The sequence below is a fragment of the Tistlia consotensis USBA 355 genome, from assembly GCF_900177295.1.
Lineage (GTDB): Bacteria > Pseudomonadota > Alphaproteobacteria > Kiloniellales > DSM-21159 > Tistlia > Tistlia consotensis.
Genome location: NZ_FWZX01000005.1, coordinates 90,874 through 116,123 on the forward strand (window position 1 = coordinate 90,874; position 25,250 = coordinate 116,123).

At 72.2% G+C, this 25,250-nt stretch carries 24 protein-coding genes; 7 read left to right on the plus strand and 17 right to left on the minus strand.

Annotated elements, in window-relative coordinates; translation table 11 throughout:
• Window positions 1-111: 111 nt before the first annotated feature.
• Complete coding sequence (locus tag B9O00_RS08785) at window positions 112-792, plus strand: GntR family transcriptional regulator (protein WP_085122100.1); 681 nt, start codon at window positions 112-114, stop codon at window positions 790-792.
• 125 nt (window positions 793-917) lie between these two features.
• Here B9O00_RS08785 and B9O00_RS34140 read toward each other — a convergent pair whose 3' ends face one another.
• Window positions 918-2,021 (minus strand): GNAT family N-acetyltransferase, encoded by a 1,104-nt coding sequence (locus B9O00_RS34140; protein WP_085122101.1) that lies wholly within the window; start codon window positions 2,019-2,021, stop codon window positions 918-920.
• A 193-nt stretch (window positions 2,022-2,214) separates the two neighbouring features.
• Window positions 2,215-3,231 (minus strand): zinc-dependent alcohol dehydrogenase family protein, encoded by a 1,017-nt coding sequence (locus B9O00_RS08795; protein WP_085122102.1) that lies wholly within the window; start codon window positions 3,229-3,231, stop codon window positions 2,215-2,217.
• Window positions 3,232-3,353: 122 nt separating this feature from the next.
• Here B9O00_RS08795 and B9O00_RS08800 point away from each other — a divergent pair, with 122 nt between their 5' ends.
• Window positions 3,354-4,205, plus strand: coding sequence for a LysR family transcriptional regulator (locus B9O00_RS08800; RefSeq protein ID WP_085122103.1), 852 nt, complete (start codon window positions 3,354-3,356; stop codon window positions 4,203-4,205).
• Window positions 4,206-4,336: 131 nt separating this feature from the next.
• On the opposite strand, the gene B9O00_RS08805 is transcribed toward B9O00_RS08800, so the two are convergent.
• A complete protein-coding gene (locus B9O00_RS08805) occupies window positions 4,337-4,558 on the minus strand; it encodes a hypothetical protein (RefSeq protein WP_143596184.1) in 222 nt (73 codons plus the stop codon).
• Between the two features lie 83 nt (window positions 4,559-4,641).
• On the opposite strand from B9O00_RS08805, the gene B9O00_RS34000 reads away from it, so the two are divergent.
• Both B9O00_RS34000 and B9O00_RS08820 read left to right on the plus strand, forming a co-directional pair.
• Window positions 4,642-7,023, plus strand: coding sequence for a CHAT domain-containing protein (locus B9O00_RS34000; RefSeq protein WP_089229642.1), 2,382 nt, complete (start codon window positions 4,642-4,644; stop codon window positions 7,021-7,023).
• 44 nt (window positions 7,024-7,067) lie between these two features.
• Window positions 7,068-7,517: a hypothetical protein gene (locus tag B9O00_RS08820; RefSeq protein ID WP_085122107.1), complete on the plus strand. Its 450-nt coding sequence runs from the start codon at window positions 7,068-7,070 to the stop codon at window positions 7,515-7,517.
• A gap of 21 nt (window positions 7,518-7,538) precedes the next feature.
• On the opposite strand, the gene B9O00_RS08825 is transcribed toward B9O00_RS08820, so the two are convergent.
• Both B9O00_RS08825 and B9O00_RS08830 read right to left on the minus strand, forming a co-directional pair.
• Window positions 7,539-8,729, minus strand: a complete 1,191-nt coding sequence (locus tag B9O00_RS08825; RefSeq protein WP_159460150.1) for a DUF2336 domain-containing protein — start codon at window positions 8,727-8,729, stop codon at window positions 7,539-7,541.
• An 18-nt stretch (window positions 8,730-8,747) separates the two neighbouring features.
• Window positions 8,748-9,269 carry a MarR family winged helix-turn-helix transcriptional regulator gene (locus B9O00_RS08830; protein WP_235017076.1) on the minus strand — a complete coding sequence of 174 codons (522 nt, stop codon included), beginning with the start codon at window positions 9,267-9,269 and terminating at the stop codon, window positions 8,748-8,750.
• A 160-nt stretch (window positions 9,270-9,429) separates the two neighbouring features.
• Between B9O00_RS08830 and B9O00_RS08835 the strand changes: the two genes are divergently transcribed.
• Window positions 9,430-10,338 (plus strand): tetratricopeptide repeat protein, encoded by a 909-nt coding sequence (locus B9O00_RS08835; RefSeq protein WP_085122110.1) that lies wholly within the window; start codon window positions 9,430-9,432, stop codon window positions 10,336-10,338.
• Window positions 10,339-10,364: 26 nt separating this feature from the next.
• On the opposite strand, the gene B9O00_RS08840 is transcribed toward B9O00_RS08835, so the two are convergent.
• The 9 genes from B9O00_RS08840 to B9O00_RS08880 all read right to left on the minus strand — a co-directional run bounded on the left by B9O00_RS08840 (window position 10,365) and on the right by B9O00_RS08880 (window position 19,348).
• Window positions 10,365-11,357: a type II secretion system F family protein gene (locus tag B9O00_RS08840; RefSeq protein ID WP_085122111.1), complete on the minus strand. Its 993-nt coding sequence runs from the start codon at window positions 11,355-11,357 to the stop codon at window positions 10,365-10,367.
• A complete protein-coding gene (locus tag B9O00_RS08845) occupies window positions 11,354-12,364 on the minus strand; it encodes a type II secretion system F family protein (protein WP_085122112.1) in 1,011 nt (336 codons plus the stop codon). Before B9O00_RS08845 ends, B9O00_RS08840 begins: the two co-directional genes overlap by 4 nt.
• A 2-nt stretch (window positions 12,365-12,366) precedes the next feature.
• Window positions 12,367-14,112, minus strand: coding sequence for a TadA family conjugal transfer-associated ATPase (locus B9O00_RS08850; RefSeq protein WP_235017077.1), 1,746 nt, complete (start codon window positions 14,110-14,112; stop codon window positions 12,367-12,369).
• On the minus strand, window positions 14,109-15,356 hold the full coding sequence (locus tag B9O00_RS08855; protein ID WP_089229641.1) for a CpaE/TadZ family protein: 1,248 nt from the start codon (window positions 15,354-15,356) through the stop codon (window positions 14,109-14,111). The genes B9O00_RS08850 and B9O00_RS08855 overlap by 4 nt, the downstream gene beginning before the upstream one ends.
• Before the next feature lie 4 nt (window positions 15,357-15,360).
• Window positions 15,361-16,050 carry a CpaD family pilus assembly lipoprotein gene (locus tag B9O00_RS08860; RefSeq protein WP_085122114.1) on the minus strand — a complete coding sequence of 230 codons (690 nt, stop codon included), beginning with the start codon at window positions 16,048-16,050 and terminating at the stop codon, window positions 15,361-15,363.
• Window positions 16,051-16,074: 24 nt separating this feature from the next.
• Entirely contained in the window at window positions 16,075-17,451 is a 1,377-nt protein-coding gene (locus B9O00_RS08865) for a type II and III secretion system protein family protein (RefSeq protein WP_159460151.1), read from the minus strand.
• Between the two features lie 47 nt (window positions 17,452-17,498).
• Window positions 17,499-18,533: a Flp pilus assembly protein CpaB gene (gene cpaB, locus B9O00_RS08870; protein WP_085122116.1), complete on the minus strand. Its 1,035-nt coding sequence runs from the start codon at window positions 18,531-18,533 to the stop codon at window positions 17,499-17,501.
• A 15-nt stretch (window positions 18,534-18,548) separates the two neighbouring features.
• Complete coding sequence (locus B9O00_RS08875; protein ID WP_085122117.1) at window positions 18,549-19,064, minus strand: A24 family peptidase; 516 nt, start codon at window positions 19,062-19,064, stop codon at window positions 18,549-18,551.
• 95 nt (window positions 19,065-19,159) lie between these two features.
• Window positions 19,160-19,348: a Flp family type IVb pilin gene (locus B9O00_RS08880; protein ID WP_085122118.1), complete on the minus strand. Its 189-nt coding sequence runs from the start codon at window positions 19,346-19,348 to the stop codon at window positions 19,160-19,162.
• Window positions 19,349-19,692: 344 nt separating this feature from the next.
• Here B9O00_RS08880 and B9O00_RS08885 point away from each other — a divergent pair, with 344 nt between their 5' ends.
• Window positions 19,693-21,348, plus strand: a complete 1,656-nt coding sequence (locus B9O00_RS08885; protein ID WP_085122119.1) for a Tad domain-containing protein — start codon at window positions 19,693-19,695, stop codon at window positions 21,346-21,348.
• Between the two features lie 113 nt (window positions 21,349-21,461).
• Window positions 21,462-22,088 carry a cytochrome b/b6 domain-containing protein gene (locus tag B9O00_RS08890; RefSeq protein ID WP_085122120.1) on the plus strand — a complete coding sequence of 209 codons (627 nt, stop codon included), beginning with the start codon at window positions 21,462-21,464 and terminating at the stop codon, window positions 22,086-22,088.
• A gap of 55 nt (window positions 22,089-22,143) precedes the next feature.
• Here B9O00_RS08890 and B9O00_RS08895 read toward each other — a convergent pair whose 3' ends face one another.
• Genes B9O00_RS08895 through B9O00_RS33455 form a run of 3 tightly spaced genes read right to left on the minus strand, consistent with a single transcriptional unit; the run spans window position 22,144 to window position 25,210 of the window.
• Entirely contained in the window at window positions 22,144-22,698 is a 555-nt protein-coding gene (locus B9O00_RS08895) for a TadE/TadG family type IV pilus assembly protein (protein WP_085122121.1), read from the minus strand.
• A complete protein-coding gene (locus B9O00_RS08900) occupies window positions 22,695-23,324 on the minus strand; it encodes a TadE/TadG family type IV pilus assembly protein (RefSeq protein ID WP_085122122.1) in 630 nt (209 codons plus the stop codon). The genes B9O00_RS08895 and B9O00_RS08900 overlap by 4 nt, the downstream gene beginning before the upstream one ends.
• 35 nt (window positions 23,325-23,359) lie before the next feature.
• Window positions 23,360-25,210 (minus strand): HAMP domain-containing sensor histidine kinase, encoded by a 1,851-nt coding sequence (locus tag B9O00_RS33455; protein WP_089229640.1) that lies wholly within the window; start codon window positions 25,208-25,210, stop codon window positions 23,360-23,362.
• Window positions 25,211-25,250: the final 40 nt, after the last annotated feature.

Below are 25,250 nucleotides of genomic sequence, written 5' to 3' on the forward strand. Positions count from 1 at the left end.
CCGTTGATCCGTTTTGATCATAGATCAGAAATCAAATATCATTCAAGGCACCCGTTGCGGAAAGGACTGAATCGGGGCACTTGCAGTCCCTGGTGGAGGAAAGCTCGGGTCATGACGATCGCGACGGAAGGAAAAGGAGCGCTGCAGGTCGCGCCGCTGGCGCGCAAGACGCTGCAGGACGAGGTCTATCGGGAGATCTGCGAGCTGATCCTCGACGGCGGCATCGCGCCCGGCCAGCAGGTGACCATCCAGTCCCTGGCCGACGCCTTCGGGGTCAGCGCGATGCCGGTGCGCGAGGCGCTCAAGCGGCTGACCGCCGCCGAGGCCCTGACCGTCGTCTCCGGCCGCACGATCGGCATCCCGAAGCTCAGCGCCGAGCGCCTGGACGATCTCTACCGGGTGCGGATCGAGATCGAGCCGCTGGCCGGACGCTGGGCCGCCGGGCGCATCGACGCCGCGACCCTGGCCGAGCTCCGGGCGCAGCTGGCGGCGCTGGAGCAGGCCAACCGCACGGGCGACGTCAAGGCCTACCTGCGCGCCAACCGGGCCTACCACTTCACGATCTACCGCAGCGCCGGCTCGACCGTGCTGCTGCCGATCATCGAGAGCCTGTGGCTGCAGATCAGCCCCTACTTCCACCTGCTCCAGGAATCCGGCAACTACCGCACCGCCAACCAGCACCACGCGGCCATGCTGGCCGGCCTCGAGGCCGGCGACGGCCCTGCGGTCGAGGCGGCGATCCGGGGCGACATCGCCGACGCCTACCGGGTGCTGGCGGGCCTGTTCGGCTAGGGTCCCGATCGCGACAGTCGATGGATCGAATTTCGCGTGAATGGGCAGACTAACCTATTGATCCTGGTGTGATTCAGCTTCCGAAATTCGGCCCATGCAACGGGCCGAAATTCGGAACCATCACACTAGCTCGCGCCGGCCAGCTCCTTGCGGAAGGTCAGCGAGGTCGTGCGGTCGTAGCCGGGATGCGCGGTCTCGGCGACCCTGGAGAAGCCGAGCGCCGCGAAGATCCGGTGGTTGTCGGTCAGCTCGACCCGGGTCTGCAGGGTCAGCGCCGGCCGGCCGGCGGCCGCCGCGACGCGCTCGGCCTCGGCCAGCAGGGCGCGCGCCAGGCCGCGGCCCTGCAGGGCCGGCGCGACCGCGATCTTGCCGACGTAGGCCGCATCGGGATCGAGCCGCAGGAAGGCACAGGCGATCGGCCGGCCGCCCCCGGTCTCGGCGTCGTCGCGCACCAGCAGCAGGCGCTCGGCGCGCGCCTTCCCGGCGAGCGCCTCGGCGGTCAGGGCATCGGCCGACGACGGCGGATCGATCCGCCCGGCCATCGGGGCGAAGCTGGCCGCGACCAGATCGAGCAGCGCGGGCCAGTCGGCGAAGTCGCTCGGCCCGACCTCGACCCGCCAGCCCTCGGCCCCCCCGCCCCGCTCGGCGAGCCGCCGCGCGAGCACGCCGAGGATCGTCTCGACCGCGCGCTCCATGGTCGCCAGGGTGAGACGCCCATCCCCGTCCGCCTCGGCCGCCGGCGGCACGTGGACGAAGCCGCAGGGGATGCCGAGCCCGCGCGCCTCGACGAAGTGCCGGGTGCGGAAGAAGAGGTCGTTGCAGACGTAGCCGCCGGCATCGTCGGACCAGCCGACCGGCACGCCGGCTGCCTCCAGGGCCCGGTGCAGCGCGCCCAGCGGCAGGGTCGAGGGATAGGCCGCCGGCGCCGCCGCGTCGATCGCCCCCGGCCCCTGAGTCCGTCCCGCCGCGTCCGGCCGCCCGGCCCGACTGGCGTTGCGCGCGAGGCGCTCGAGCCGGATCGGCCCGGCGCCCGCGACGCCGAGCATCACGACGGCATCGGGCCGCCCGGCCTCGATGGCCTCCGCGAGGCCCGCGGCAGCGCCGGCGAACTCGGTCGGCAGCGTCAGGGTGGAGAGGCCCGACGCGCGGTCGGTGAAGCGCCGCACCAGCGCTTCCGCCGGATTGCTGGGGACACCCGGAAAGGGGCCGAAGCCCGAGAGCAGGATCATCTCCTGGCCGCTCCCTTCCCGGCGCGTCCCCGCTTCCGGCGACGATCCGTTGGCCCCGGAGCGAACGGCGGCGAAACGGGCGTCGGCAGCTGAGGCATCGGGTGGGACACGGCGGATTGCTCGAAAGGGGACGGCCGCCCCGCAGGGAGCGGCCGCCCGGATCCTAGCCCGCCGGCGGGCCCGCGTCGCGCGGCTATTCGCCGTCGATGCCGCCCGCGATCTCGACGACCACCTTGCCGCGGGCGCTGCGCTCGCGCAGGGCCCGGTAGGCCTCCTCGACGCTCTCCAGGGCGAAGCGGCGCGGGTCGAGCTGCGGCGCGACCTTGCCGGCTTCGACCAGCCGCCTCGCCTCCTCCAGGATCTCGCCGTGGTGCGCCGCCCCCTCGCCGGTCAGCAGCGGCAGCAGGGTGAAGACACCGGAGTAGGTCGCCGCCTTGAAGGACAGCGGCCCGAGCGCATGGCTGCCCCAGCCGAGCGCGCTGACGACATGGCCGAAGCGCCGCACGGCCTGGAACGAGGCGTCGAGCGTGGCACCGCCGGCGGTGTCGTAGACCAGGTCGAAGCCGGCACCGCCGGTCAGCCGGCCGACGTAGTCCTCGACCGTCTCGCTGCGGTAGTCGATGAAGCTCGCGCCGAGCCGCTCGACCTCGCCGCGCTTCGGCTCCGAGTCGGTGGCGAAGACCTCGGCGCCGAAGGCCCGGGCGATCTGGATCGCCATCCGCCCGACACCGCCGCCGCCGCCGTGGACCAGCACCCGCTGCCCGGCCGAGACCCCGGCGCGGTCGACCAGGCCCTCCCAGGCGGTGACGAAGACCAGCGGCAGCGCCGCCGCCTCGCGCATCGTCAGGTTGGCGGGCTTGTGGGCGAGCAGGGCCTCGTCGACCGAGGCGAAGCCGGCCAGCGAGCCCTGCCGGCCGCCGACGCCGCCGGTCATGCCGTAGACCTCGTCGCCGCTGCGCCAGCGCGTGACGCCGGGGCCGACCGCCTCGACGACGCCGGCCAGGTCGAGCCCGAGCACCGCCGGCGGCGCCTGGCGGGCGTGGGCGGCGACGCCCTCCTGGATCTTCAGGTCGAGCGGGTTGACGCCGCTCGCGGCGATACGGACCAGCACCTGGCCCGGTCCCGGCTCGGGGCGCGACAGGCTGGCCAGGCGGAGGGGCTTGCCGTGGGCTTCGAGGACGGCGGCCGGCATGAGAACGGTCGAGGACATGGGGTGCTCCTTTCGTGGATTTCCTGGAGCCGAATGTTTGCCTTTCGCATCCGCATGGAAATCGACGTTGATGCACGAGCCCCATTCATTATTGAATGGGACTGCAGAACCGGGAGCCGGCCATGGAGTGGAGCGACCTGCGCATCTTCCTGGCGATCGCCCGCGAGGGCACGCTGGGCGCCGCGGCCCGCCGCCTGGGCCAGAGCCAGCCGACCATGGGCCGCCGGCTGCGGGCGCTCGAGGCGGCGCTCGGCCAGACCCTGTTCCAGCGCACCGCCGAGGGCTTCGTGCCGACCGACGAGGGCAGCGCCCTGCTGCCCCACGCCGAGCGCATCGAGGAGGAGGTGCTGGCCGCCGAGCGCCGGCTCGCCGGCCGCGAGAGCCGGCTGGAGGGCCTGCTGCGCCTGTCCTGCTCGGACTGGTTCGGCAGCTGGCTGCTGACCCCGGTGCTGGCCGAGTTCGGCCGGCGCCATCCGGGCGTCGAGGTCGAGCTGCTGACCGACGCCCGGCTCTACAGCCTGCCGCGCCGCGAGGCCGACCTGGTGTTCCGCATCCGGCCGTTCGACGAGCCGGAGGTGATCTCGCGCCGGCTGCTGCACGTGCCCTACGCGCTCTACGGACCAACCGGAAGCGAGCCGCCCCAGCCGGGCGACGGCATGGGCGCCCGCGTCGTCACCATGGACCAGGGCTTCGTCGCGATGCCCGACGCCCTGTGGCTGAAGCGCCTGCTGCCGAACGCGGCGGTCGCCTTCCGCAGCAATGCCCGGGAGGTCCAGGCCCGGCTCTGCGCGCTGGGCGCCGGCCTGGCGGTGCTGCCGCGTCCGCTCGGCGACGCGCTGCCCGGCCTCGTCGCGCTCGACCTCGGCGAGGCGCCGCCAGGGCGGGACACCTTCGTCGGCTACCACCGGGACCTGCGCCGCCTCGCCCGTCTGCGCGCCCTGCTCGACCTGGTCGTCGAGCGCCTGGCGAACTGAGCCCAGCAGCAGGGCCCGGTTGCCGGCGAAGTCGCTGGGCGCCGGGAACTCGGCGTGGAAGTCCTCGACCGGCGAGGCCCGGCAGGAGGCGGCGCTTCGGATCCCGGACGGCGAGCGGCCCGCCGGACGCCTCACACCGGCGCGAAGGGCATCCCGGCGCGATCCATGGCCTCGTCCGTCGCGGCGGCCGGGGTCTGGTCGAGGAGCCGCCTCAAGCGCTCGTCGACCTGCGGCGCCTCGGTGTCGCTGCAGTCCTCGAAGACCCGGGCCAGCACGGCGATCTGCAGCTCGCGCCGGCCGGATTGCGACCGCCGCCGGCACGAGCCGCGGTCGACCGGGCAGCTCCGAGGCAACCGGCCGGCGCACTGGATGGACAGCACCTTCGCGTGAAAATAGAATAACCCGCGTCTGCGCGCTCACCGGGACCCGATCGGCGATGAACGGATGGATTGCCAGGCTCCTGCGGCTCCTCGCCAATCCAAGGCGGGTCTTCGGGCTCAGGCGTCTGCTGATCGAGCTCTCCGGGCTCCTGGACGTCGTCCTCGGCGCCGCTGCCATCGCCAGCCTGTTCCTCCCGGCGCTGCGCGCTCAGCTCGGCCCGCTCCAGGGCTGGCAGGACTGGCAGCTGCTGGCGCTGGGCGCCGTCCTCATCCTCGGCGGCGGGGCGCTGGTCGTGCCGTCGCTGCTGGCGCGCCTCGCCTCGCACGTCGAGGTGCAGGACTCCTTCCTCGCCGGGCGCAGCAGCTGGCTGCTCAGGACAATGCAGAGGGGGTCCGCTCCGAGCGACGCCTCGCGCGAGCTATCGAGCTCTGCGCCGCCACCCGCTTCGCGCGCCTCCCGGACCGCGGCCGAGGCCCCGCCGCCGGAGGAGGCCTGGATGCGGGAGGCCACGGAGATCTATAGGCGCAGGGAGCAGGCCCGGATGCGGGAGGCCGTGGCGCGGCAGGCGCGGCAGTTGCAGCAGGCCAGCCCCGACGGGGCGGCGCCGGAGGAGGCACGGTCCGGCGGGCCGGAAGCCGAAGTCCCGGCGGAAACCGACCGCTTCATCGACCTGACGATCTATCGCGGCCACCTCTACCAGGGCGACGCGCCGGCACCCGCGGACCGCGTCGACGACCTGGAGCCGCTGCCGCCCGAGGAAGGCTGCACCCTCGAGGTCGCGATCCGGCGCGAGCGCACCGGCATCGCGGCGGGCGCGGAGGCTCCTCGCGTCCGCAATCCGCGCAAGCACGAGGAAAGCCTGACGATCTACGCCCGGGTACGGTCGCTCGATCCGGAGATCCTGGAGTTCGAGGACGGGCTGCTCGATTTCGAGTGGCCCTACGACGCCGACAGCGGCACTGCCCTGTTCCGCTTCACGCCGCACAAGCCGGCGGGGCGCGACGACGCCCGCGCCTCGATCGAGGTCCGGCTCTACTCGGCCGAGCTGGAGCTGCTCGAGCTGGTCGAGATCCGCGACATCACGGTCGGCGAGGCGCCGACAGGCGCGCTACGAACGCTGGCCTGGCCGGAGGCGCGTCCCTCCGACCCGACGACCGGCCCGCGGCGCTGGCCCCATGCCTTTGCGATCCACGTCTTCGCAGTGCCCGGCGGCTACAGCTTCGAGGTGCTGCGCCGCGACGGCGAGCGGCCGCTGCCGCCGGTCGCGCTCGGGCGCACGATCCCGAGCGGCGAGCTCGAGGAGCTGCTTCGCCGGGTCCGGGACTTCTGGACCGGGCTGGTGGTCGGCGTCCTGGCGACGCAACGACAGCTCACCTTGGCCAGCTACGGCAAGATCCTCGACAAGATGGCCGGGCTCGGCCACGACGGCTGGCGCCTGCTGTTCGGCAACCGGCGCGGGGCCATGGCCGGGTCCTCCGAAGCTCTTGGCGAGCTGCTGACCGGACTGGGCGAGCGTGGCAGCATCGTCCAGGTCAGCTACGCGGCGGGTGCCGAGGGCTTCGTATTTCCCTGGTCGGTGCTGCGCCCGCCGCTGGCCCGCGACGAGACGCCTGATCCCGAGGCTTTCTGGGGCCTGCGCTATCAGATCGAGCAGCTGCGCGCCGGCCCGCGCAGCAACCGCCTGGACGACGAGCCCGTGGCCGTGGCGACGGTCATCGACCCCGACTTCGAACAATCCGGCGAGCACGCCGAGCATCTCAGGGCAATCGGCGCCGAGCATGCCGAGCACGTCGCCCTCCTGGCCGCGATCGGCGACCGCGAAGACCTGTTCGAGGCCCTGGAGCAGCCGCGCGCCGCCCACCTCTACTACTTCTTCTGCCACGGCTACGCACCCGGCCGCCGGCCGGCGATGGCCCGCGACGCACTGGCGGCGCTGCGCGAGAAGGTCGGGGCGCTGGCCGAGGGCTCGCCGGAACGCGCGGCCTGGGACACCTGGCTGAGGCGCACCGCCGAGATGGGCGACGAGGCGAAGCTGTTCTTCGGTAAGGCCGAGCTGACCGAGAGCCAGCTCAGTCGCGGCGAGTTCTTCGCCGGCCGCCGCCCCATCGTGTTCCTCAACATGTGCCAGTCGGCCGACCTGCTGCCGGCGATGAGCAGCGGGCTGACGCGGCTCTTCCTCGACCGCAACGCGGCGGCGGTCGTCGGCACCGAGTGCCCGATGACCGCGGTCTTCGCCGCGCCGTTCGGCGAGGCGGTGCTGCGCCGGCTGCTCGAGGGCGCCGAGATCGGCGAGGCCGTCTGGCAGGCACGCCGATCCTTTCACGAGGCGCGCAACCCGCTCGGCTTCGCCTACACCCTCTACGGCCGTGCCGATGCCGGCTTCGCGCTGCCGCGGGCCAAGGCGCCGGCGGACGCCCGAACGATCGGCCAGGTCTAGCGGTCCCGGTCTCGTCCATCCCGCCAACAGAGGAGCCATCGCCCATGGGCATCGAAGAGAGGACCATCGCCGCCGCCCAGGACTTCGCCGCCTTCGACGAGGACGCGCTGCTCGTCGTGCTCGGCAAGCAGGAGAAGGAGATCGAGAAGGACCCGTCGCTCGCGGCCGATCCGACGCTGAACCCGGCCTACGATTCGACCCAAATGGGCATCGCCGACCTCAAGGCCCTGGGTGCGCGCATCCTGAGCCGCTGGAACAAGGAGCTCCACCGCCTGGTCTGCCAGGCCGGCGACGACGTCGAGCGCAAGAGGCTGCTCGACGCCCTGAATCTCGGCGAGGCGGCGGCGATCGCCGCGGTCGCCTCGCTGCTGCTGGCGATCGCGCCGGCTGCCGTGGCCGCCCCGGCGGCCGCGCTCATCGTCAAGCGCTTCCTGGAACCGGCCAAGGAAGAGCTCTGCGCGGCCTGGAGCGAGATGATCGAGCTGGAGGCCTGAGCCGGCGGCCTGCCGGACGCCTCACACCGGCGCGAAGGGCATCCCGGCGCGGTCCATGGCCTCGTCCATCGCGGCGGCCGGGGTCTGGTCGAAGAGCTGCATCAAGAGCTCGTCGACCTGCGGCTCCTCGGTGTCGCTGCAGTCCTCGAAGACCCGGGCCAGCACGGCGATCTGCAGCTCGCGCCGGGCGTCCTCGGCCTCGCCCGGGTCGAGCTCTTCGTCGTCGAAGCGGCAGGCGCGGATCACCGCCAGCGCCGACTGGAAGGGCGGCAGCAGGGCGATCGGCAGGCGGGCCTGCTCGAAGATCCGGCGCAGGCCGAGCGCGCCGCCCTCCAGCACCAGCTGGCGCGCCGCCTCGGAGCCGATCCGGCAGCGCGCGGCCACGGCCTCCAGGAAGAAGGCCAGCTCGCCGGCGCAGAGGCCGCGGAACATCAGGCTGGCGGTCAGGCGGTTGCTGGTCAGCAGGTGGCCCACGAAGAGCGAGAGGTCGTGGGCGCGGCCGGCGACCGGCTTGAGCAGCGGCAGGGTCGCGGCCTCGCGGGCCCGGCCGACCAGCTGGCGCAGCACGACCGGCGAGATGCGGTGGCGCTCGGCCAGGCCCTCGCGCAGCTCCTCGGAGACCAGGTGCAGCAGACGCTCGACGACCGGCATCGGCAGCAGCGGCCGCTCGGCAATCGCCTCGCTGACCGGCGGCAGGTCGCCGTAGCGGGTCAGCGCCTTGTTCAGCGTCGCCTCGGCGATCTCGGCGCCCTCGTTGCGCAGCAGCGTGACGATCGCCTTGACGTTGGCGCTGTCGACCAGCGCCTCGGCGACGACCTCGCTGATGCGGCGGCGCTGCGAGATGGCGATCTGCTTGGCGGCGTCCTTCTGCTCGATGACCCGGACCAGGAAGCGGTCGTCGAGCACCTCGGCGTGGCGCAGCACCGGCAGGGCGATCTCGGCGAGGTCGTTGGCCAGGGTCTCGGCGAGCTCGCGGGTCAAGAGCGGCGACTGGGCGATCTGGCGCGCCAGCGCCTCGCGCACCCGCTCCTCGACGTCGAGGGCGAAGCGTTCCAGGATGCCCTGGGCGATCTCGGCCTCGCGCGGCGAGAGCCCGCCGGACTCCAGCTCCTCGAAGACCTTCTCCAGGGTGTCGATGCGCACGTCGGGCGAGCGGTCGGCGAGCAGCCGCTCGACGTCGCGTGCGCTGAGATGCTGTGCGGCCATGGTCATGCCCCCCATGCCAGGCTGCTAAAAGGCTTCCGGGTCGCCGTAGCGGATGACGTCGGTCCAGGTCCGCTCCAGGCGCCTGAGGGTACGGTAGGCGGTCTCGAACTCGGCCAGCTCCTCGGCGCTGGCGATCAGACGGCCGGCGTGGGCCTCCTCGACCGCGCGCAGCTCGCGGCACAGCTCCTCGCCGCGCGGCGACAGCTTGATGCGCGCCGCGCGCTTGTCGCGCTGCGAGGCCGAGCGGTCGATGTAGCCGGCCTCCAGGAGCTGCTTCAGATTGTAGGAGGCGTTGGACGAGAGGTAGTAGCCGCGCTCGATCAGGTCGCGGACCGAGACCTCCTCGCCCTGGATGTTGAGCAGCATGACGACCTGCACCGGGCTGATGTCGTCGATGCCGAGCCGCGCCAGCTCGATGCGCACGACGTCGAGCAGACGCCGATGGATCCGCTCGATCAGGCGCGTCAGCTCGCGATAGAGCTGCGGCCCGCTGAGCGTGCCCTCGAGCGCCCCAAGTATGCCGTTGTCCCTCGCTCGGGCCGTCACCGGAGCCCCTGCCATACCGCTTCCCGTTCCCAACTGACTGTGTGCGTGGAGTGCGGATTCCATGACATTAACCCTTTAGGTTGTCTTAACCGTCGACGCTCTAGGCTCGGACCGCTGCCGATTGCCCCCGCGAAACCGAGAGCCGGACCCCCGAATCGCGATGCCCCTGCCCCGCCGAACGCTCCTGCGCCCGCTGCTCCTGAGCGGCCTGCTCGGCCTCGCCGGGCCGCTGCTCGCGGCCTGCCAGCTCGACCAGCTGAAGCTGCCCGACCTGCCGCAGCCGGCGCCGCGCACCACCGCGGCGAAGGCGGTGCCCGAGGGCACGCCGCGCCGGAGCGACAGCGGCACGGCCGGGAGCACCACGGCGGCCACCGGCGACGGGGCCCTGGACAAGGTCATGGAGGTCGCGGGCAAGACCCGCCAGCTCGGCGATCTCAGGATGGCGGCGACGCTCTACCGGCGCGCCGCGGTCGACCATCCCGACCGGCCGGAGCCGGCGAGCGCGCTCGGCGACACGCTGCTCGACCTCGGCGAGCCCGCGCAGGCGGCCCAGGCCTACCGCGCCGCGCTCGGCGCCCAGGCCGGCTACCGCCCGGCCGTGCTCGGGCTCGGCAAGGCGTTGATCAGCCAGCAGCAGCCGCTCGCCGCCGCGCAGGTCTACCAGGCCTTCCTGGCGAGCCATCCGGACGATGCCGGGGCGCTGGCCGGCGCCGGCGTCGCGGCCGACATGGCCGGCGACCATGCCCAGGCCCAGGCGCTGTTCCGCCGCGGCCTCGCGGCCGCGCCCGACGACGGCCGGCTGCTCAACAACCTCGGCTACTCGCTGATCCAGAGCGGCGACTACGCGGCCGCCGTGGCGCCGCTGGAGCGCGCCGCGGCCCTGCCCGGCAGCGACAAGAAGACGCGGCAGAACCTGGCGCTCGCCTACGGCCTCGCCGGCCGCGAGAGCGACGCCGCGCGCACCCTGCGCTTCGACTGGGACGAGGCCGCGGTCGCGCGCAACCTCGCCTGGTACCGCCAGCAGCGCCAGCTCGGCGCCAAGGGCGCGGCGGCCAGGCCGGCGGAATAGCCCGCGCGTCGCCATCGCCGTCCTCCTCACAGCCTGCTCAGCGCGTCGATCGTGCGCAGGATCGCAGGGCCGATCAGCACGATGAACAGCGACGGCATGATGAAGAGGACCATCGGCAGGGTCAGGGTCACCGGCAGCCGGGCCGCCTTCTCCTCGGCCTTCATCATCCGCTCGGTGCGGAGCTCGGCCGAGAGGACGCGCAGCGACTGCGACAGCGGCGTGCCGTAGCGCTCGGTCTGCACCAGGGTGTTGATCAGCGCGCGCATGCCCGCGAGCGGCACGCGCTCGGCGAGATTCTCGAGGGCCTTGGTGCGCTCCGGCAGGAAGGACAGCTCGACCGCGGTCAGGCCCAGCTCGTCGGCCAGCTCCGGCGCGGCCTCGGCGATCTCGCGCGACACCCGCTCGAGCGCGGCGTCGAGGCTGAGCCCGGCCTCGGCGCAGATCACCAGCAGGTCGAAGCCGTCGGGCAGCGCGAGGCGCAGCGCCTGGCTGCGCTTCTGGAAGGCGTTGTGGACATAGAGGTCCGGGAGATAGGCGCCGAACAGCGTGAAGCCGGTGCTGCCGGCCAGCTTGCCGAGCGCCGACAGGTGGAACAGGTCGAGGCCGTAGAACAGCAGCGCCGCGATGCCGCCGGCGGCGATCGGCGAGATCGCCTTGGCGAAGAGGAAGCGGACCAGGGCGTCGCGCGAGCGCCAGCCGGCGCGCAGCAGCTTGCCCTGGGCCGCCGTGGCAGCCTGGCTGCGCAGCAGCTTGAGGTGGCCGACGACCTTGCGCATCAGGCCGGGCTCCTCGGTCCGGCCGGCCCGGCGCCTGGCGGCCAGGGCCTGGCTGCGCAGCTGGCTGCGCCGCGCTTCGATCGCCTTGAGACGGCCGGGCAGCGGATCGCGCTCGACGAAGGCGACCCAGATCGAGCCGACCGTGACCAGGCAGGCCAGCAGAGCCGCGGCCAGCATCAGCGGCGAGTTCAGCACGGCCGGCAGGAGGGCCTCGATCTGGGCGCGGACCGCGTCGGCGCTCATGCGTCCAGCCTCACCATGCGGGCCATCACCAGCACGCCGACCAGGACGCCGGTGAGGCCGATGCCGGTCATGATCATGCCGCGCGGATCGTTGAACAGCTGCAGCACGTAGCTGCGGTTGACCAGCATCAGGATGCCGAACATGACGAAGGGCAGCGACCCGATGATCCAGGCGCTGGCCCTGGCCTCCGAGCTGATCGCCTTGACCTTCAGCTTGAACTGCCGGCGGTGACGCAGCAGCTGGCTGAGATTGGCCAGGGTCTCGGCGAGGTTGCCGCCGGTCTCGCGCTGGATCGCCATGGCGATGACCAGGAAGTTGAACTCCGGGATCTCCAGCCGCCGGGCCGTCGCCCAGAGCGAGTCCTCGAGGGTCGCGCCGACCCTCAGGCCGTCGGCGACTTGGCGGAACTCGCCGCCGACCGGCTCGGCGAGCTCATGGGCCACGGCCCGGATCGATTCCGAGACCGGCAGGCCCGACCGCAGGCCGCGCACGATCAGGTCGATGGCGTCGGGAAAGAGTGCCAGGAACCGCGCCGTGCGGCGCCGGCCGAGCGAGCCGACGACGAGGTGCGGCAGCCACAGGCCGAAGGCCAGCGCCTCCGGCAGGGCAAGCAGCGGCGGTAGCCGGAAGAGCTCGATCGCGATCCCGGCGTCGAGGGCGAAAACTGCCAGGCAGCCTGCCAGATAGTGGCCGAGCGAGATGCGCCGGCCGGTGCGCGCCAGGCGCTGGCGCAGCTTCTGCGGCCGCGGCAGCAGGGTGCGCATCAGGCGGTCGAGACTCGGAAAGGCGCCTTCCGGCTCCAGGCGGCGCACGCCGCCGCCGCGCCGGGCCGGGCCCGGCTGCAGCGGGCCGCGGCCGACCCGGGCCAGGCGCCGCTTCATGGTGCGCCCCGGCACCCCGCCCTCGCCGCCCAGCGCCAGGGCGACCATCAGCACGCAGAGACCGAGGCCGCCGGCCAGCACGATCGGCAGCAGCTGCTGGAGGTCGAGGGTCCCGGCGGCCGCCATGCTCAGATCGCCTCCAGCAGCGCCTTGTCGAGGCCGTAGTAGGCCGCGCGCGTGGCGAAGTGGGGCCGCAGGCCCTGCGACTTGAACTCGCCGATCAGCTTGCCGCCGGGCGCCTCGCCCTGGAACTCGTAGAGGAACAGGTCCTGCATGGTGACGACCTCGCCCTCCATGCCGACGACCTCCGAGACGTGGGTGATGCGACGCACGCCGTCGCGCATGCGGCTGACCTGGACGATCAGGTCGACGGCCGAGGCGATCTGGGTGCGCACCGCCTGGGGCGAGAGCTGGATGCCGGCGAGGCCGACCATGTTCTCCAGGCGCACGATCGCCTCGCGCGGCCGGTTGGCGTGGATCGTCGAGAGCGAGCCGTCGTGGCCGGTGTTCATGGCCTGCAGCATGTCGACCGCCTCGGCGCCGCGGATCTCGCCCAGGATGATCCGGTCGGGACGCATGCGCAGGGCGTTCTTGACCAGGTGGCGCATGGTGATCTCGCCGCGCCCCTCGAGGTTGGCGGGCCGCGTCTCCAGGCGCACGACGTGCGGCTGCTGCAGCTGCAGCTCGGCGGCGTCCTCGATGGTGACGATGCGCTCGGTCGGATCGATCATCTGGCTCATGGCGTTGAGCAGCGTCGTCTTGCCCGAGCCGGTGCCGCCGGAGATCAGGATGTTGAGCCGGCAGCGCGCGGCGATGCGCAGCACCGTCGCCATGGCCGGCGAGATGTTGGACTGCCGGGTCATGACGTCGAGGGTGATCTTCTTCTTGGAGAACTTGCGGATCGAGATCGAGGGGCCGTCGAGCGCCAGCGGCGGGATGATGATGTTGACGCGGCTGCCGTCGGCAAGGCGGGCGTCGACCAGCGGCGTCGACTCGTCGACGCGCCGGCCGACCGCCGAGACGATGCGCGCGGCGATCTGCATGACGTGCTGGTCGTCGCGGAAGCGGGCGTCGCTGAGCTCCAGCTTGCCGGCACGCTCGACGTAGACCTGGTCTGCGCCGTTGACCATGATGTCGTTGACCGCCTCGTCGGCGAGCAGCGGCTCCAGCGGGCCCAGGCCGAGCATCTCGTCGAGCAGCTGCTCCAGCAGCGCGATCCGCTCGACCCGGTTGATCTGCAGCTTCTCCTCGCCGATCAGCTCGTCGAGCAGCGGGCCCAGCTCGGCCGACAGCTCGCTGCGCTCCAGCGCCGCCGCCGCCGAGCTGTCGATGCGCTCGAGCAGCAGCGGCAGGATCTTGCGCTTGGCGTTCTCGATGGTGCCTCGGCTGCTGCCGCGCTGGCCGGCGGCCGGGCCGCCGGAACCACCCCTGGGACTGCAGGGCGGGCAGAGCGGCGGACAGGGCTGCAGCTCGATCGGCTCGTCGGCCTCCACCGGCTCGGCGAGCGCGGCCCTGGGGGCTGCCGGCCTCTCGTCGCGCGGCGCACTGCCGGGCGCAGGGGCGGGGCGCTGCGGCGCCTCGGCGAGCAGCGCGGCCGCCAGGCGCGCGACCAGCTCGCGCTGCTCCAGCAGGTTGTAGCGGCTCCAGTCCTCGCCGGCCGCAGCCGGCATCGCCGCCTTGATCTCCTGGACCAGCTGGGCACGCGCCAGGCCGGCGAGCCGCTGCGCCGGGAAGTCGGGGCGCAGACGCTCGACCAGGGCATCGAGATCGGTCGTCTCCACGGGCTCGGAAACGGCGGCCCCGGCGATGGCCGCGTCCGGCTCGCGCTTCAGGCGCCGCTTGACCCCGGTGCCGCGTCCCGACAGCCAGCTCATGCCGAGGTCCCCTTGCCGCGGCCACGCAGCCGCCGGAACAGGCCGCCCTTGGCGACGACCGGCGGTGGCGACAGGACGTCGGCGAGGCCGCGCACCGCGGCCGTGACCCCGGCCTTCGGGGCCACCTTGAGCAGCGGCTTGCCGCCGTTGGCGCAGGCGGTCAGGGTCTTGGCGTCCTCGGGCACGACCGCGGTCAGCTTGACCCCGACGGAGCGCTCGAAGCTGGCCTTGTCGACCTGTGCCGGCCGGCCCTTGCCGACCCGCCCCGCGACCAGCAGCGGCGGCGTCTCGCGGCCGACCGCCTGGAGCAGCTGCAGGGCCCGGCCGCTGTCCCGCACGCCGGCCAGGGAGAGGTCGCTGACCAGCACCAGGTCGTCGGCGCGCAGCAGCGTCTGGCGATGGCTGATCATCAGGTGACGCGGCAGCTCGACGACGATCTGCTCGAACGAGCCGGCCAGCTCGTCGAGCAGCGCCACCAGGGCGTCGTCGTCGAACCAGCTGGGCGCCTCGAGCGGCTCCTCGGCGCCGAGCACGCAGAGCGTCTCGCTGGCGTTGACGCCGGCGCTGAGCAGCAGGAACACGTCCATGCGCGCCGGGTTCTCGAGCGCCTCGCGCAGGCCCCTGCCCGGCTCCAGGTCGAGCGCCAGGGCGCCGATGCCGAAGTGCAGGTCGAGGTCGACCAGGGCGGTGCGCGCCTTGCGCTCCTCGGCCAGCATCCAGGCGCTGTTGACCGCCAGGGTCGAGGCGCCGACGCCGCCGCGCAGGCCGACGAAGAGGCTGATCCGGCCGCGCTTCGCCGGCCCCGGCTCGGCCGGCACCACGCCGCCGAGGGAGCGCGGCCGCGAGGCCTCCTCGAGCAGCGCCGGCGTCAGCGGCTTGACCAGGTAGTCGGAAACGCCGTGGCGCAGCAGGCTGCGGTAGAGCTGGGCGTCGTTGCTGCTGCCGACCGCGATCAGCGTCGTGGCCGGCGCCTGCAGGCTGAGCGACCGGCAGGCCTCCTCCGGCGTCGCCTCGCCGTCGAGGTCGACGACGAGCAGGCGCGGCGCCAGGCCGCCGCTCAGCGCCTCCACGGCCTCGGCCGGACCTCCGGGCCTCAGGTGCTCGGGTGCCCAGCCGCGGACCGCGGCCCAGTCGCCGACGACGCGCCGGCTCTCGTCGTCGGCCAGGAAGGCGAGCAGTTCGACCGGGCCGGCGGCGGCCGCCGCCTGCTCGTCGCCCTCGTTGCGGATCAGAGCCAAGGCCATGGCGTCAGTTCGACCCGCTCGAGCCGGAGCCCGAGCTGCCGGAGCCGCCGCTCGCGCTGCCGCCCGAGCTGCCGGACGCCGACCCGTCGCTCAGCAGGGGAATCGGCGCGCCGGCGTCGTAGAGGGCGACGCCGACGGTCATGCGCGCCGCCGGCGCCGGGCCGGTGGCACGTCCCTCCAGGGCGTCGCGCGGGCGGTCCAGCATGGCCGCGAAGTTGCGCGCGGTGGCGCAGCCGAAGTTGCCCGAGACGCCGTTGTCGAAGCTTTCCAGCGTGCCGAGCTGCTGCCAGTCGGGACAGCCTTCGGGCGCATGCACGGCGACGGTCTCGACGGCGACCCGGACACGGTCGCCGCCGGCCTCGGGCAGCGCCACGCTGCGGCTCGGCAGGCCGAGGGCGGCCAGGCTGGCGCCGACCGCAGAGGCCCGGCGCGCGGCCAGGCCGCCGGCCCGGCTGCCCGCCGGCAGCTCGACCAGCAGCGGGTCGCCGGGCTGGGGGTCGACGGCGGCGACGAAGCGGGCGAGGTCCTGCTCCTCGGCCGGGCTGAGCGCGGCGCTGTCCGGCGCGAAGGCGACGGCGTGCAGGCTGACCAGCGGCTGGGCGACCGGGCGCCTGGCCTCGGAGGGCGGCCGGATGTCGCTGGCGCAGGCGGCGAGCAGGGGCAGGACGAGGAGGCCGAGGGCGAGAGGCTTCATGATCGTGGTTTCCTCAGCGAGCCGTCAGTCGAGCAGGTAGCCGACGGCGCCGACCGGGCCCTTGACCGGACCGACGTCGTTCTTGGCCGCCGCCGAGGGCTGGCCCTGGACCTTGCCCTTCAGGATCAGGTCGACATCGCTCGGACGGGTGTAGCCGTCGGTCGGCGCCGCCAGCCGGCGGGCGTCGCTCGGCCGCACGAGATAGGGCGTCACGATGATCACCAGCTCGCTCTCGTCGGCCTGGAAGGTCGAGGAACGGAACAGCGCGCCGAGCACCGGCAGGTCGCCCAGGAAGGGGTACTTGGAGACGCTGGAGTTGACGTCGTTGCGCAGCAGGCCGGCGATCGCGAAGGACTGGCCGCTGCCCAGCTCGACGGTCGTCTCGGCGCGCCGGGTGGCGATCGCCGGGATCTCCAGGTTGTTGACCCTGACCGCGCCGGCCGTCGAGAGCTGGCTGACCTCCGGGCGGACGCGCAGGTTGACCCGGCCGTTGCCGACCAGGGTCGGGGTGAAGTTCAGCGACACGCCGAACTGCCGGTACTCGACCGAGACGTCGCCGTTGCTGTTGGTGATCGGGATCGGGAACTCGCCGCCGGCCAGGAAGCTCGCGGTCTCGCCGGACATCGCCGTCAGGTTCGGCTCGGCGAGCACCGAGACCAGGCCCTCAGAGGCCAGGGCGTCGATCAGCGTGTTGAGGTCGAGCTGGTTGCTCGAGTAGCCGAGCGCCAGGGCGCCCAGGCTGTTGGGGCCGCGCTGGATCACGCCGCTCGAGTCGAGGAAGTCGCGGCCGACGCCCAGCGCCGCCGTGACGTTGCCGAACTGCGCGGCGCTTTCCCAGTTGATGCCGAACTGCTTCGACAGGCTGCGCGACACCTCGGCGACGCGGACCCTGAGGTTGACCTGGGTCGCACCGGTCACCGCCAGCTCGTTGATCACCTCGCCCGTCTTGGGCGGCACGAAGCGGGCGGCCAGGCGCGCGGCCTGCTCGGCCTCGGCGGCCGAATCGACCTTGCCGGACAGCATCAGCCCGCCCTCGACCGAAGCGGCCTTGATGTCGCTGCCCGGCATCGCCTCGGCGATCGCCCGGCGCAGTCCGGAGAGGTTGTGGCTGACCACGACGCGCTGGTTGGCCAGCACCTTGTCGTGGCTGTCGACCGCGAACAGCTGGGTCTCGCCCAGGCCGCGGCCGAACACGTAGACCAGCGTCGGCGACAGCACCTGGACGTCGGCGACCGCAGGGTTGGCGATGAAGACCGAGGCCGCCGGCCGGGCCAGGTGGACGACGTCGCCCTTGTCGATTTCGACCTCGAGCAGCTTGCCGGTGGTGATGGCGAGCGCCGGTGCCAGCGGCAGCAGGGCCAGGCCGATCGAAAGACAGAGACGGAGCAGCAGGGCGCGCATGGGTTCCTCGCTCGGGGCCATCCTGGCCCCGTCAAATCGCAACGACGTCACTTCTTCGAGGTGTCGAAGACCTTCTCGGCGGCCTCCTGGCCGCGGAACACCTGGACCGAGCGGTGGCTGTCCTGGGGATCGGTCGGTCGCGGCAGCACGGCCGAGACGTCGCTGTCCCAGCTGTAGGCGCGGCGGTCTTCGGGATCGCCGGCGGCCGTCCGCTCGGCCGGATGGACCGGCAGCGACGGCGCCTGGGCGAAGGCGGCCGGACCGACCAGGGCGGTCTCGGTGCGGCCGTGCAGCCGCGGCGCGGACTCGTCGAACAGGGCCAGGCGGTCCGCCGCGGGCGAGGCCGCGGCCGGCGCGGCGGTCGGGCCGTCGGCCAGCAGGCTGCGCAGCGACAGCGACAGCTGGCCCAGCTCGGCCAGCAGCACGACCTGCTCGGCCTCCTTCGGCGTGACCTCCAGGGTCGCGATCTTGCCGACCTTGGGCGCCGTCGTCTGGTCGTCGACCGTCTGGTCGATGGCGAGCACGCGCAGGTCGGTCAGCACCGTCTCGCTGACCCGGCGCTCGGCGAGGTTGGGGTCCTGCTTGCGGACCACCGTATGGGTCAGGATCAGGTCGACCCGGTCGCCCGGGAAGACCAGGCCGGCGAGACCGGTCACGGGGTCGATCGGCACCGAGACGGCGCGCTTGCCGGGGTCGAGCACGGCGGCCAGGAAGCCCTGCTCGCCGGGCTTGACCAGGCGGCCGACGACGATCGGATCGCCGGCGTCGATGCCGCGCCGGACCACGGCGCCGCGGTAGTCGAGCGGCTGCGTCTCGCCTTCGCGCAGCAGGCTGGGCAGCTTCGGGTCGGCCTTGTCCCAGGCCTTCCACTGCAGGTCCTCGGCCTTGATCAGGGTTCCGGCGGGCAGGTTGCGCGCGGCGACCAGGACGCGCAGCTCGGGCGTCTTCGGCCCGGCCGGTGCCGCGACGGGGGCCGCGACCTGGGCCGGTTCCGGGGCCTTCAGCAGGCCCTTGGCGACCAGCAACGTGCCGCCGCCGACGACCACCGCGACCAGGACGAAGAGCAGCTTGCGCGCGGACATGGCCGTAGCCTCCGGTCAGAGCAGGGGGGCGGCGAGCCCCCAGAGCGCGTAGAGTCCGGCAATCGAGATCGCGACGCCGTAGGGGACCGGCGCACGTCGCAGGTCGGCGCGGCTCGGCAGGCCGACGGACAGCAGGCCGCCACCGGCCGCCCGGGCCCGGGCCTGCTGCAGCGTCAGCAGCTGCGCCAGGGCCAGGACGCCGCCGACCAGGCCCATCAGCAGGACCGCCGCCAGGATGCGCTCCGGTCCCGCCCAGAGCGCCAGGGCGGCGAACAGCTTGCCGTCGCCGCCGCCGGTGAGATTGCAGGAGAAGGCGGCGATGCCGATCGCGAGCGCGAGCGCACCGACCGTCAGGTGCCCGCTCCAGGACAAGCCCGCCCCCCAGGCGCCGAGCGTGAACAGCCCGAAGGCGGCGACCAGCGCCAGGCTGGCCGCGTTGGGAATGCGGTAGCGCCTGAGATCGCTGGCGCCGGCCCAGCAGAACAGGCCGGCGGCGGCAGCGAGCGCGGGGAGCTGGATGGCGGGCAGCATGGGCAGGTCTCGGAAGAGCAGGAGGAAGGAACCGCGGGCGGGCGGGGGCGGAGCCGCTGGCCCCTCCCCCTGCCCGCGCCAAACGGGTCAGCCGATCACGGAGTCGGCGTCGCGCCGGCGATGCCGGTCTGGGTCTGGACTTTGGTGAAGATGTTGAACAGGTCAGTGCCGATCTGGCTCAGGAGCGCGATGGCGCCGATGGAGACGAGCGCGGCAATCAGGCCGTACTCGATCATGGTCGCGCCGGACTCGTCGGTAACGAACTGCTTCAGCGTGCGGAACATCGGAACCTCCGTTGGTTGGCAGCAGGCTGTCTCGCCATATCAACTAACAAAAATGAACGATGCGTTAAGATCAGAGACTTGTTTCGGGAGTTGTCAGATTTTTATTGAATGTCGTCCGGGATGATATTCGCCATAACAAGAAGATGAAATGTATCCGATGTTCCAGTGAACAATTCTATTTATAGATCTAGACCAGAAGGAAATTGGTTCGAATTTCGTTGCATTTTCCATGCGGAATTTTACCTAAAATGCGCGGGAACTGACTTGACAGCCGAGGGATCGTTCATCGGGCCTTAAGGGCTTCGGCGCCTAGGATCGCGCTCCTGCGGCAAGCGAGCGTCGAGATGAGCACCAGAGACCGCATCGCGGAGCGCCTCGCCGGGCTGTCGTCCGGGCTCCACGCCTTCCGGAAGGCCGAGCGCGGCGGCGTGGCGATACTCCTTGCCGGCCTCCTCGTGCCGCTGATCGCCTTCACGGGCCTCGCCGTCGACGCCGGTCGCGCCTACTTGGTCAAGGCGCGGCTCAGCCAGTCGATCGACGCCGCGGCCCTGGCCGGCGGGCGGGTCTTCTACGACGCGAACCGCGACAGCGACGTCACCATGTTCTTCCACTCGAACTTCCCCGACGGCTTCATGGGCGCCAGCGTCTCGCCGCTGGCGATCGTCGGTGACGGCGACGCCGGCACCCTGACCGTCTCGGCCGATGCCACCGTGCAGGCCACCTTTCTCAAGGTCATCGGCGTCGACGACATCACGGTCAGCGCCCGCTCCGTGGTCCAGCGCGCCGACCGCGGGCTCGAGCTGGCCCTGGTCATGGACAACACCGGCTCGATGACCAGCAACGACCGCATCGGCTCGATGAAGTCGGCGGCCCATGAGCTGCTCGGCATCCTCTACGGCAACCGCAATACCGTGCCGAACCTCTGGGTCGGGCTGGTGCCCTATACCGCCGCGGTCAACATCGGCCGAGGAAACGCCAGCTGGCTGGCGTCGGGATCGCTCGACGCCCTGGCCTACGAGTACTCGAGCAGCCAGGTCTCGCACGGCAACTGCGACGGCACTGGCATCAACGTCGCCTGGAACAACGGCTATTCGGCCTGCACGATCGGCGACACCCGCGAGCTGGGCTCGGCCGACGGCATCAACCAGACCGCCTGTGCCTCGATCGGTGTCTGGGACTCGCACAGCCACAGCTGCCTGGTCGCCGACGGCTGGAAGGGCTGCGTCGAGGCGCGCTGGGGTGCCGCCGGTCGCGACCGCACCGACGATCCACCCTCGGTCGAGGCCTTCCAGCCCTACTTCTGGCCGCGCTGGTTCGGCCCGTACGGCCAGACCAACAGCAGCTACAACTCCTACCTGCCCAACGACATCGACGAGACCGAGGCGACCAACATCACCAGCAACAACGGCCTCGGCCCGAACCTCGGCTGCGGACCGGCGATCACGCCGCTGACCGGCGACCGCAGCGTCGCAGACGCCGCGATCGACGCGATGGGCGCCTGGCACCGTGGCGGCACCACGACCAACCTCGGCGTCGTCTGGGGCTGGCGGGTGCTCTCGCCGCGCTGGCGCGGCCTCTGGAACACCGATCCGACCCTGCCGCTCGACTACGACGCGCCGCTGATGGACAAGGCCGTGGTCATCCTGACCGACGGCGACAACAACCTCTACAACGGCATGGCGCCCTCGGGCGACACCGACTACACCGGCTACCAGCGGCTCTCGGCGGGGCGCCTCGGCACGACCAACCGCGACACCGCGCGCCAGCGGCTCAACGACCGGATGGTGGAGACCTGCAATGCCATGAAGCAGCAGGGCATCATCATCTACACGGTCACCTTCCAGGTTGCGAACAACAGCTCGGGCGACGCGATCCGCCAGGTCTTCCGCTCCTGCGCGACGAGCCCGGGCAACTACTTCGATTCCTACGACGGTTCGGACCTCTCCACCGCCTTCCGGACGATCGCGACCCAGCTCGCCAACCTGCGCATCGCCCAGTAACCGGCGGCCCGGCGGGCGCCAGCCACCGACAAGAGCGATTGATCCCTGTCAGGGTGCCGTCAGCGAAGTCGCGCTAAGCAGGGGCGTCACGCCACTTCGCGCGGGAGCTATCCATGTCGGCTTTGGTCAAGGTCTGGGATCCCTTCGTGCGCAGCGCGCACTGGTTGATCGCCCTGGGCTTCCTCGTCGCCTACCTCAGCGAAGGCGAGCCGCTCTGGCTGCACAGCTGGGCCGGCTACCTGGTCGCGGCCGTGGTCGTGCTGCGCATCCTCTGGGGTTTCGTCGGAACGCGCTACGCCCGCTTCAGCGACTTCGTCTACGCGCCCTCGCGGATCGTGGCCTATCTGTTCGACCTGCTGCGCCTGCGCTCGAAGCGCTATCTCGGCCACAGCCCGGCCGGCGGCGCCATGACCCTGGCCCTGCTGCTGGCCCTGGCCGCCACGACCGTCACCGGCATGGCGACCCTGGCGCAGGACGAAGGCAAGGGCCCCCTGACCTTCCTGGTCGCCCAGACGGTGCGCAGCCCCGAGCAGGCCGTCGCCCCGGCGCGCGGCGACGACGAGGAGGGCGACGAGGACGGCGGCCGCGGCCACGGCATCTGGAAGGACCTGCACGAGCTCGCCACCAACCTGACCCTGGCCCTCGTGCTGCTGCACCTCGGCGGCGTCGCCCTGGCCAGCCTGGCCCACCGCGAGAACCTGCCGCGCGCCATGGTCACCGGCCGGAAGCGGCGCGACTAGAGCAGAGGGCGTCTCACTCTGCTCTGAGGATCTGGTCCAGAGGCCGCCCGCCGACCTACTTGCGCGCCCGGTAGACGCTGCGGTGGTAGAGCCGGTGCGCGCTCACGAGATCGAGCCCGAACAGCGGCTGGAAGTCGTAGAAGACCTCGGCGATGTAGAGGCTGTCGTTGGTCTCCGGCGTCAGGCCGTCGGGCAGCGTGGCGGCCGCGCCGACGGTGCCGATCTCGCTGCTGGCGTCGATGCCCGCACTGTTGAGCCGCTGCCAGACGACCTGGGCGGTGCCGCCGTCCTCGCGGCGCACGGCCGAGACGACGACCCGGCCGTCGGTGGCGAAGTCGAAGGGCTCGACCAGGTTCGGCACGGCGGCGAAGATGTCGGCAATCTCGGCATCGCTCGGCTGATCGGAGCGGCTGACCAGGTCGCCGATCGTCATGGCGACGCGGTCCAGCTTCTGCTGCAGCAGCACATAGCGCGCGATCTCGACGCCGCTCGTGAGCAGGCCGACCAGCAGGACCAGGCCGAAGGCCGCCTCGATCAGCACGTTGCCGCGGCGGTCGCGCCAGAAGCTGTCGGCCCGGTCCGGCCGGCCGGCTGACGCCACGCCGGTCATCCGCCGCCTCCGCTGGTGCCGAAGGGCTCGTTGCGCACGATGATCGAGGCCGACAGCGGCATCTTGCCGTTCTGCCCGATCAGGTCGTCGAGCAGGCCGGTCATCAGCGGCCAGTCGTAGCGCAGGGTGTAGAGCACGATGTCGCCCGGCCCGCCCAGGCCGGCGGCGCCCATGTCGGCGTCCCACTGGCCGTTGCCGTTGACGTCCACGAAAGGCTCGGCCGGACTGCTGTCGTATTGGCCGTTGCCGTTCTCGTCGGTGAAGGGCTCGGGCTGGCCGACGTCGGCGAAGCCGGGATAGACCAGGGTCTGCAGCTGGACCTTGTCCATGTCGACCAGGCCGTGGGTGTGCTGGCCGACGATCGCCAGCACCTCGGCCTCGCGGGTCGTGCCGCTGCTTTCGAAGCCGGTCACGCCATAGCGCGCCGCCTCGCGCAGGCCGCCCTCCATCAGCGAGTCGACGAACAGGATCATGGCCAGCTCGATCAGGCCGATCGCGGCAACCACGATCAGCATGCCGACGAAGGCGAACTCGATCGCCGCGACGCCCTCGCGGGCGCGCAGGAAGCGCCGGACCAGCGACGCGAAACCGGGGCTTGGCGGACGGTGCGTGGACGGGGCCAGCATCCTGCCAGCCTGAGCGTACGCGGGTTAAGGAGCGGTTAGCGCGCCGCGTCCTCCTCGACGGCGGCGACCGCGCCGCGCGGCGGCGGCGCGACGGGCAGCAGCACGGTGACGCGCGTGCCCTCGCCCGGCCGGCTGTCGATCTCCAGCCGGCCGCCGTGCAGCTCGACCAGCTGGCGGACCAGCGGCAGGCCCAGGCCGGTGCCCTCGAAGCGCCGGCTGAGCCGGCTGTCGACCTGGCCGAAAGGCGCCAGGGCGACCGCGATGTCGGCCTCCGACATGCCGATGCCGCTGTCCGCGACCGTGAGCGCGATCCGCTGCCGGCCGGCCCCGGCCTCGCCGCCCGCGTCGGGACGGGCCTGCAGGGCGGCCGAGAGCACGACCCGGCCGCCGGGCGGCGTGAACTTCACCGCGTTCGACAGCAGGTTGAGCAGGATCTGCTTGATCTTGTCCGCGTTGCCGTAGGCCGCCGGCAGGTCCTCGGGCAGCGCCAGCTCCAGCGCGACCTGGCCATCGTCGGCGCGCTCGCGGACCATCTGCAGCGCCTCGGCGGCGACCGCCGGCAGCGCCACCGGGCCGCGGCGGATCTCCATCTTGCCCTGCTCGATCTTCGCGAGGTCGAGGATGTCGTTGATGATCGACAGCAGGTGAGTGCCGGACCGCCCGATGTCGTCGGCGTAGGAGGCGTAGCGGCGGTCGCCGAGCGGCCCGAACAGCTCGCTGCGCATGGTGTCGGCGAAGCCGATGATGGCGTTGAGCGGCGTGCGCAGCTCGTGGCTCATGTTGGCCAGGAACTCGCTCTTGGCCCGGTCCGCGAGGCGCGCGCGCTCGAGCGCCAGCTGGATCCGCCGGCGGTCGCCGTCCAGGCGGTCGGCCATGGCGTTGAAGCATTCGATCAGGCGCCTGAGCTCGACCGTGACGAAGTGCTCTCTGGGCTCGATGCGGGTCTCGAAGTTGCCGGCCTGGATCGCGTCGGCGGCCAGGGCGGCGCTCTCGATGGGCCGGGTCAGCAGGCGCGCCGTGACGAAGCCGAGCAGCGCCGCGAGCAGCAAGCCGGCGACGGCGACCACCGCGGCCAGCCAGGTCACCTGGGAGGCGCGCTCGCGCAGCTCGGAAAGCGGCTGCGGCACCATCACCCCCCAGCCCGGGCCCTTCACCACGGTGTAGCCGGTGATCATGTCGGCCTTGATCGCCGGCGAGAAGAACTGGGTCACGCCGGTCTCGCCGGCCATCATCCGCTGCACCGGCTTGACCTTCGAGAGGTCCTTGATCTCGCGCCGCCAGCTCTCGAAGGGATGGCCGATGACATGGCCCTCTCGGTCGACGATCGCAGCATGTCCGCCCTTGCCGAAGGCGACGACCCCGGCGAGATGCACGATGTAGTCGGTCGACAGGGCGCCGACGTCGAGCAGGCCGTCGCCGCTGCCGGCACGCAGGAAGATCGTCGGCACGCCCGAGGGATCGTGGACCACCGGCGAGAAGTCGATGCCGGTCTCGGGTACGCGGTCCCACAAGACCCTGGTCAGCGCGGGGCCGAGCCGGGCCGGCGCCGCGCCCTTGACGGCGACGCTGTGCCGGACGATGCCGTCGCGGTCGACCGTCAGGAAGTAGCGGAAGCCGAGGCTGCGGTGCAGGGCGACGATCGGCGCCGCACTGTCGACGGTGGCGTCGCGGGTCTGGCAGTAGAGCTGGAAGCCGGCCGCCACGTCCCGCGCAAAACGCTCCAGGGCCGCGGTCAGGTTGCGGGCCAGCAGCAGGTGGCGCTCGCGGACCTCTGCAACCTCGCGGTTGTAGGCGGTCTGCTGGACCCAGAAGGCCAGGAGGCCGACGGGCAGCAACGCGACGACGACGAAGGCCGCCGTCAGCACCCACCGCAGGCGCAGTCTCATCGCCAGCCCCCCGAATGGCTGCCGTCATGATCGGGGCAAA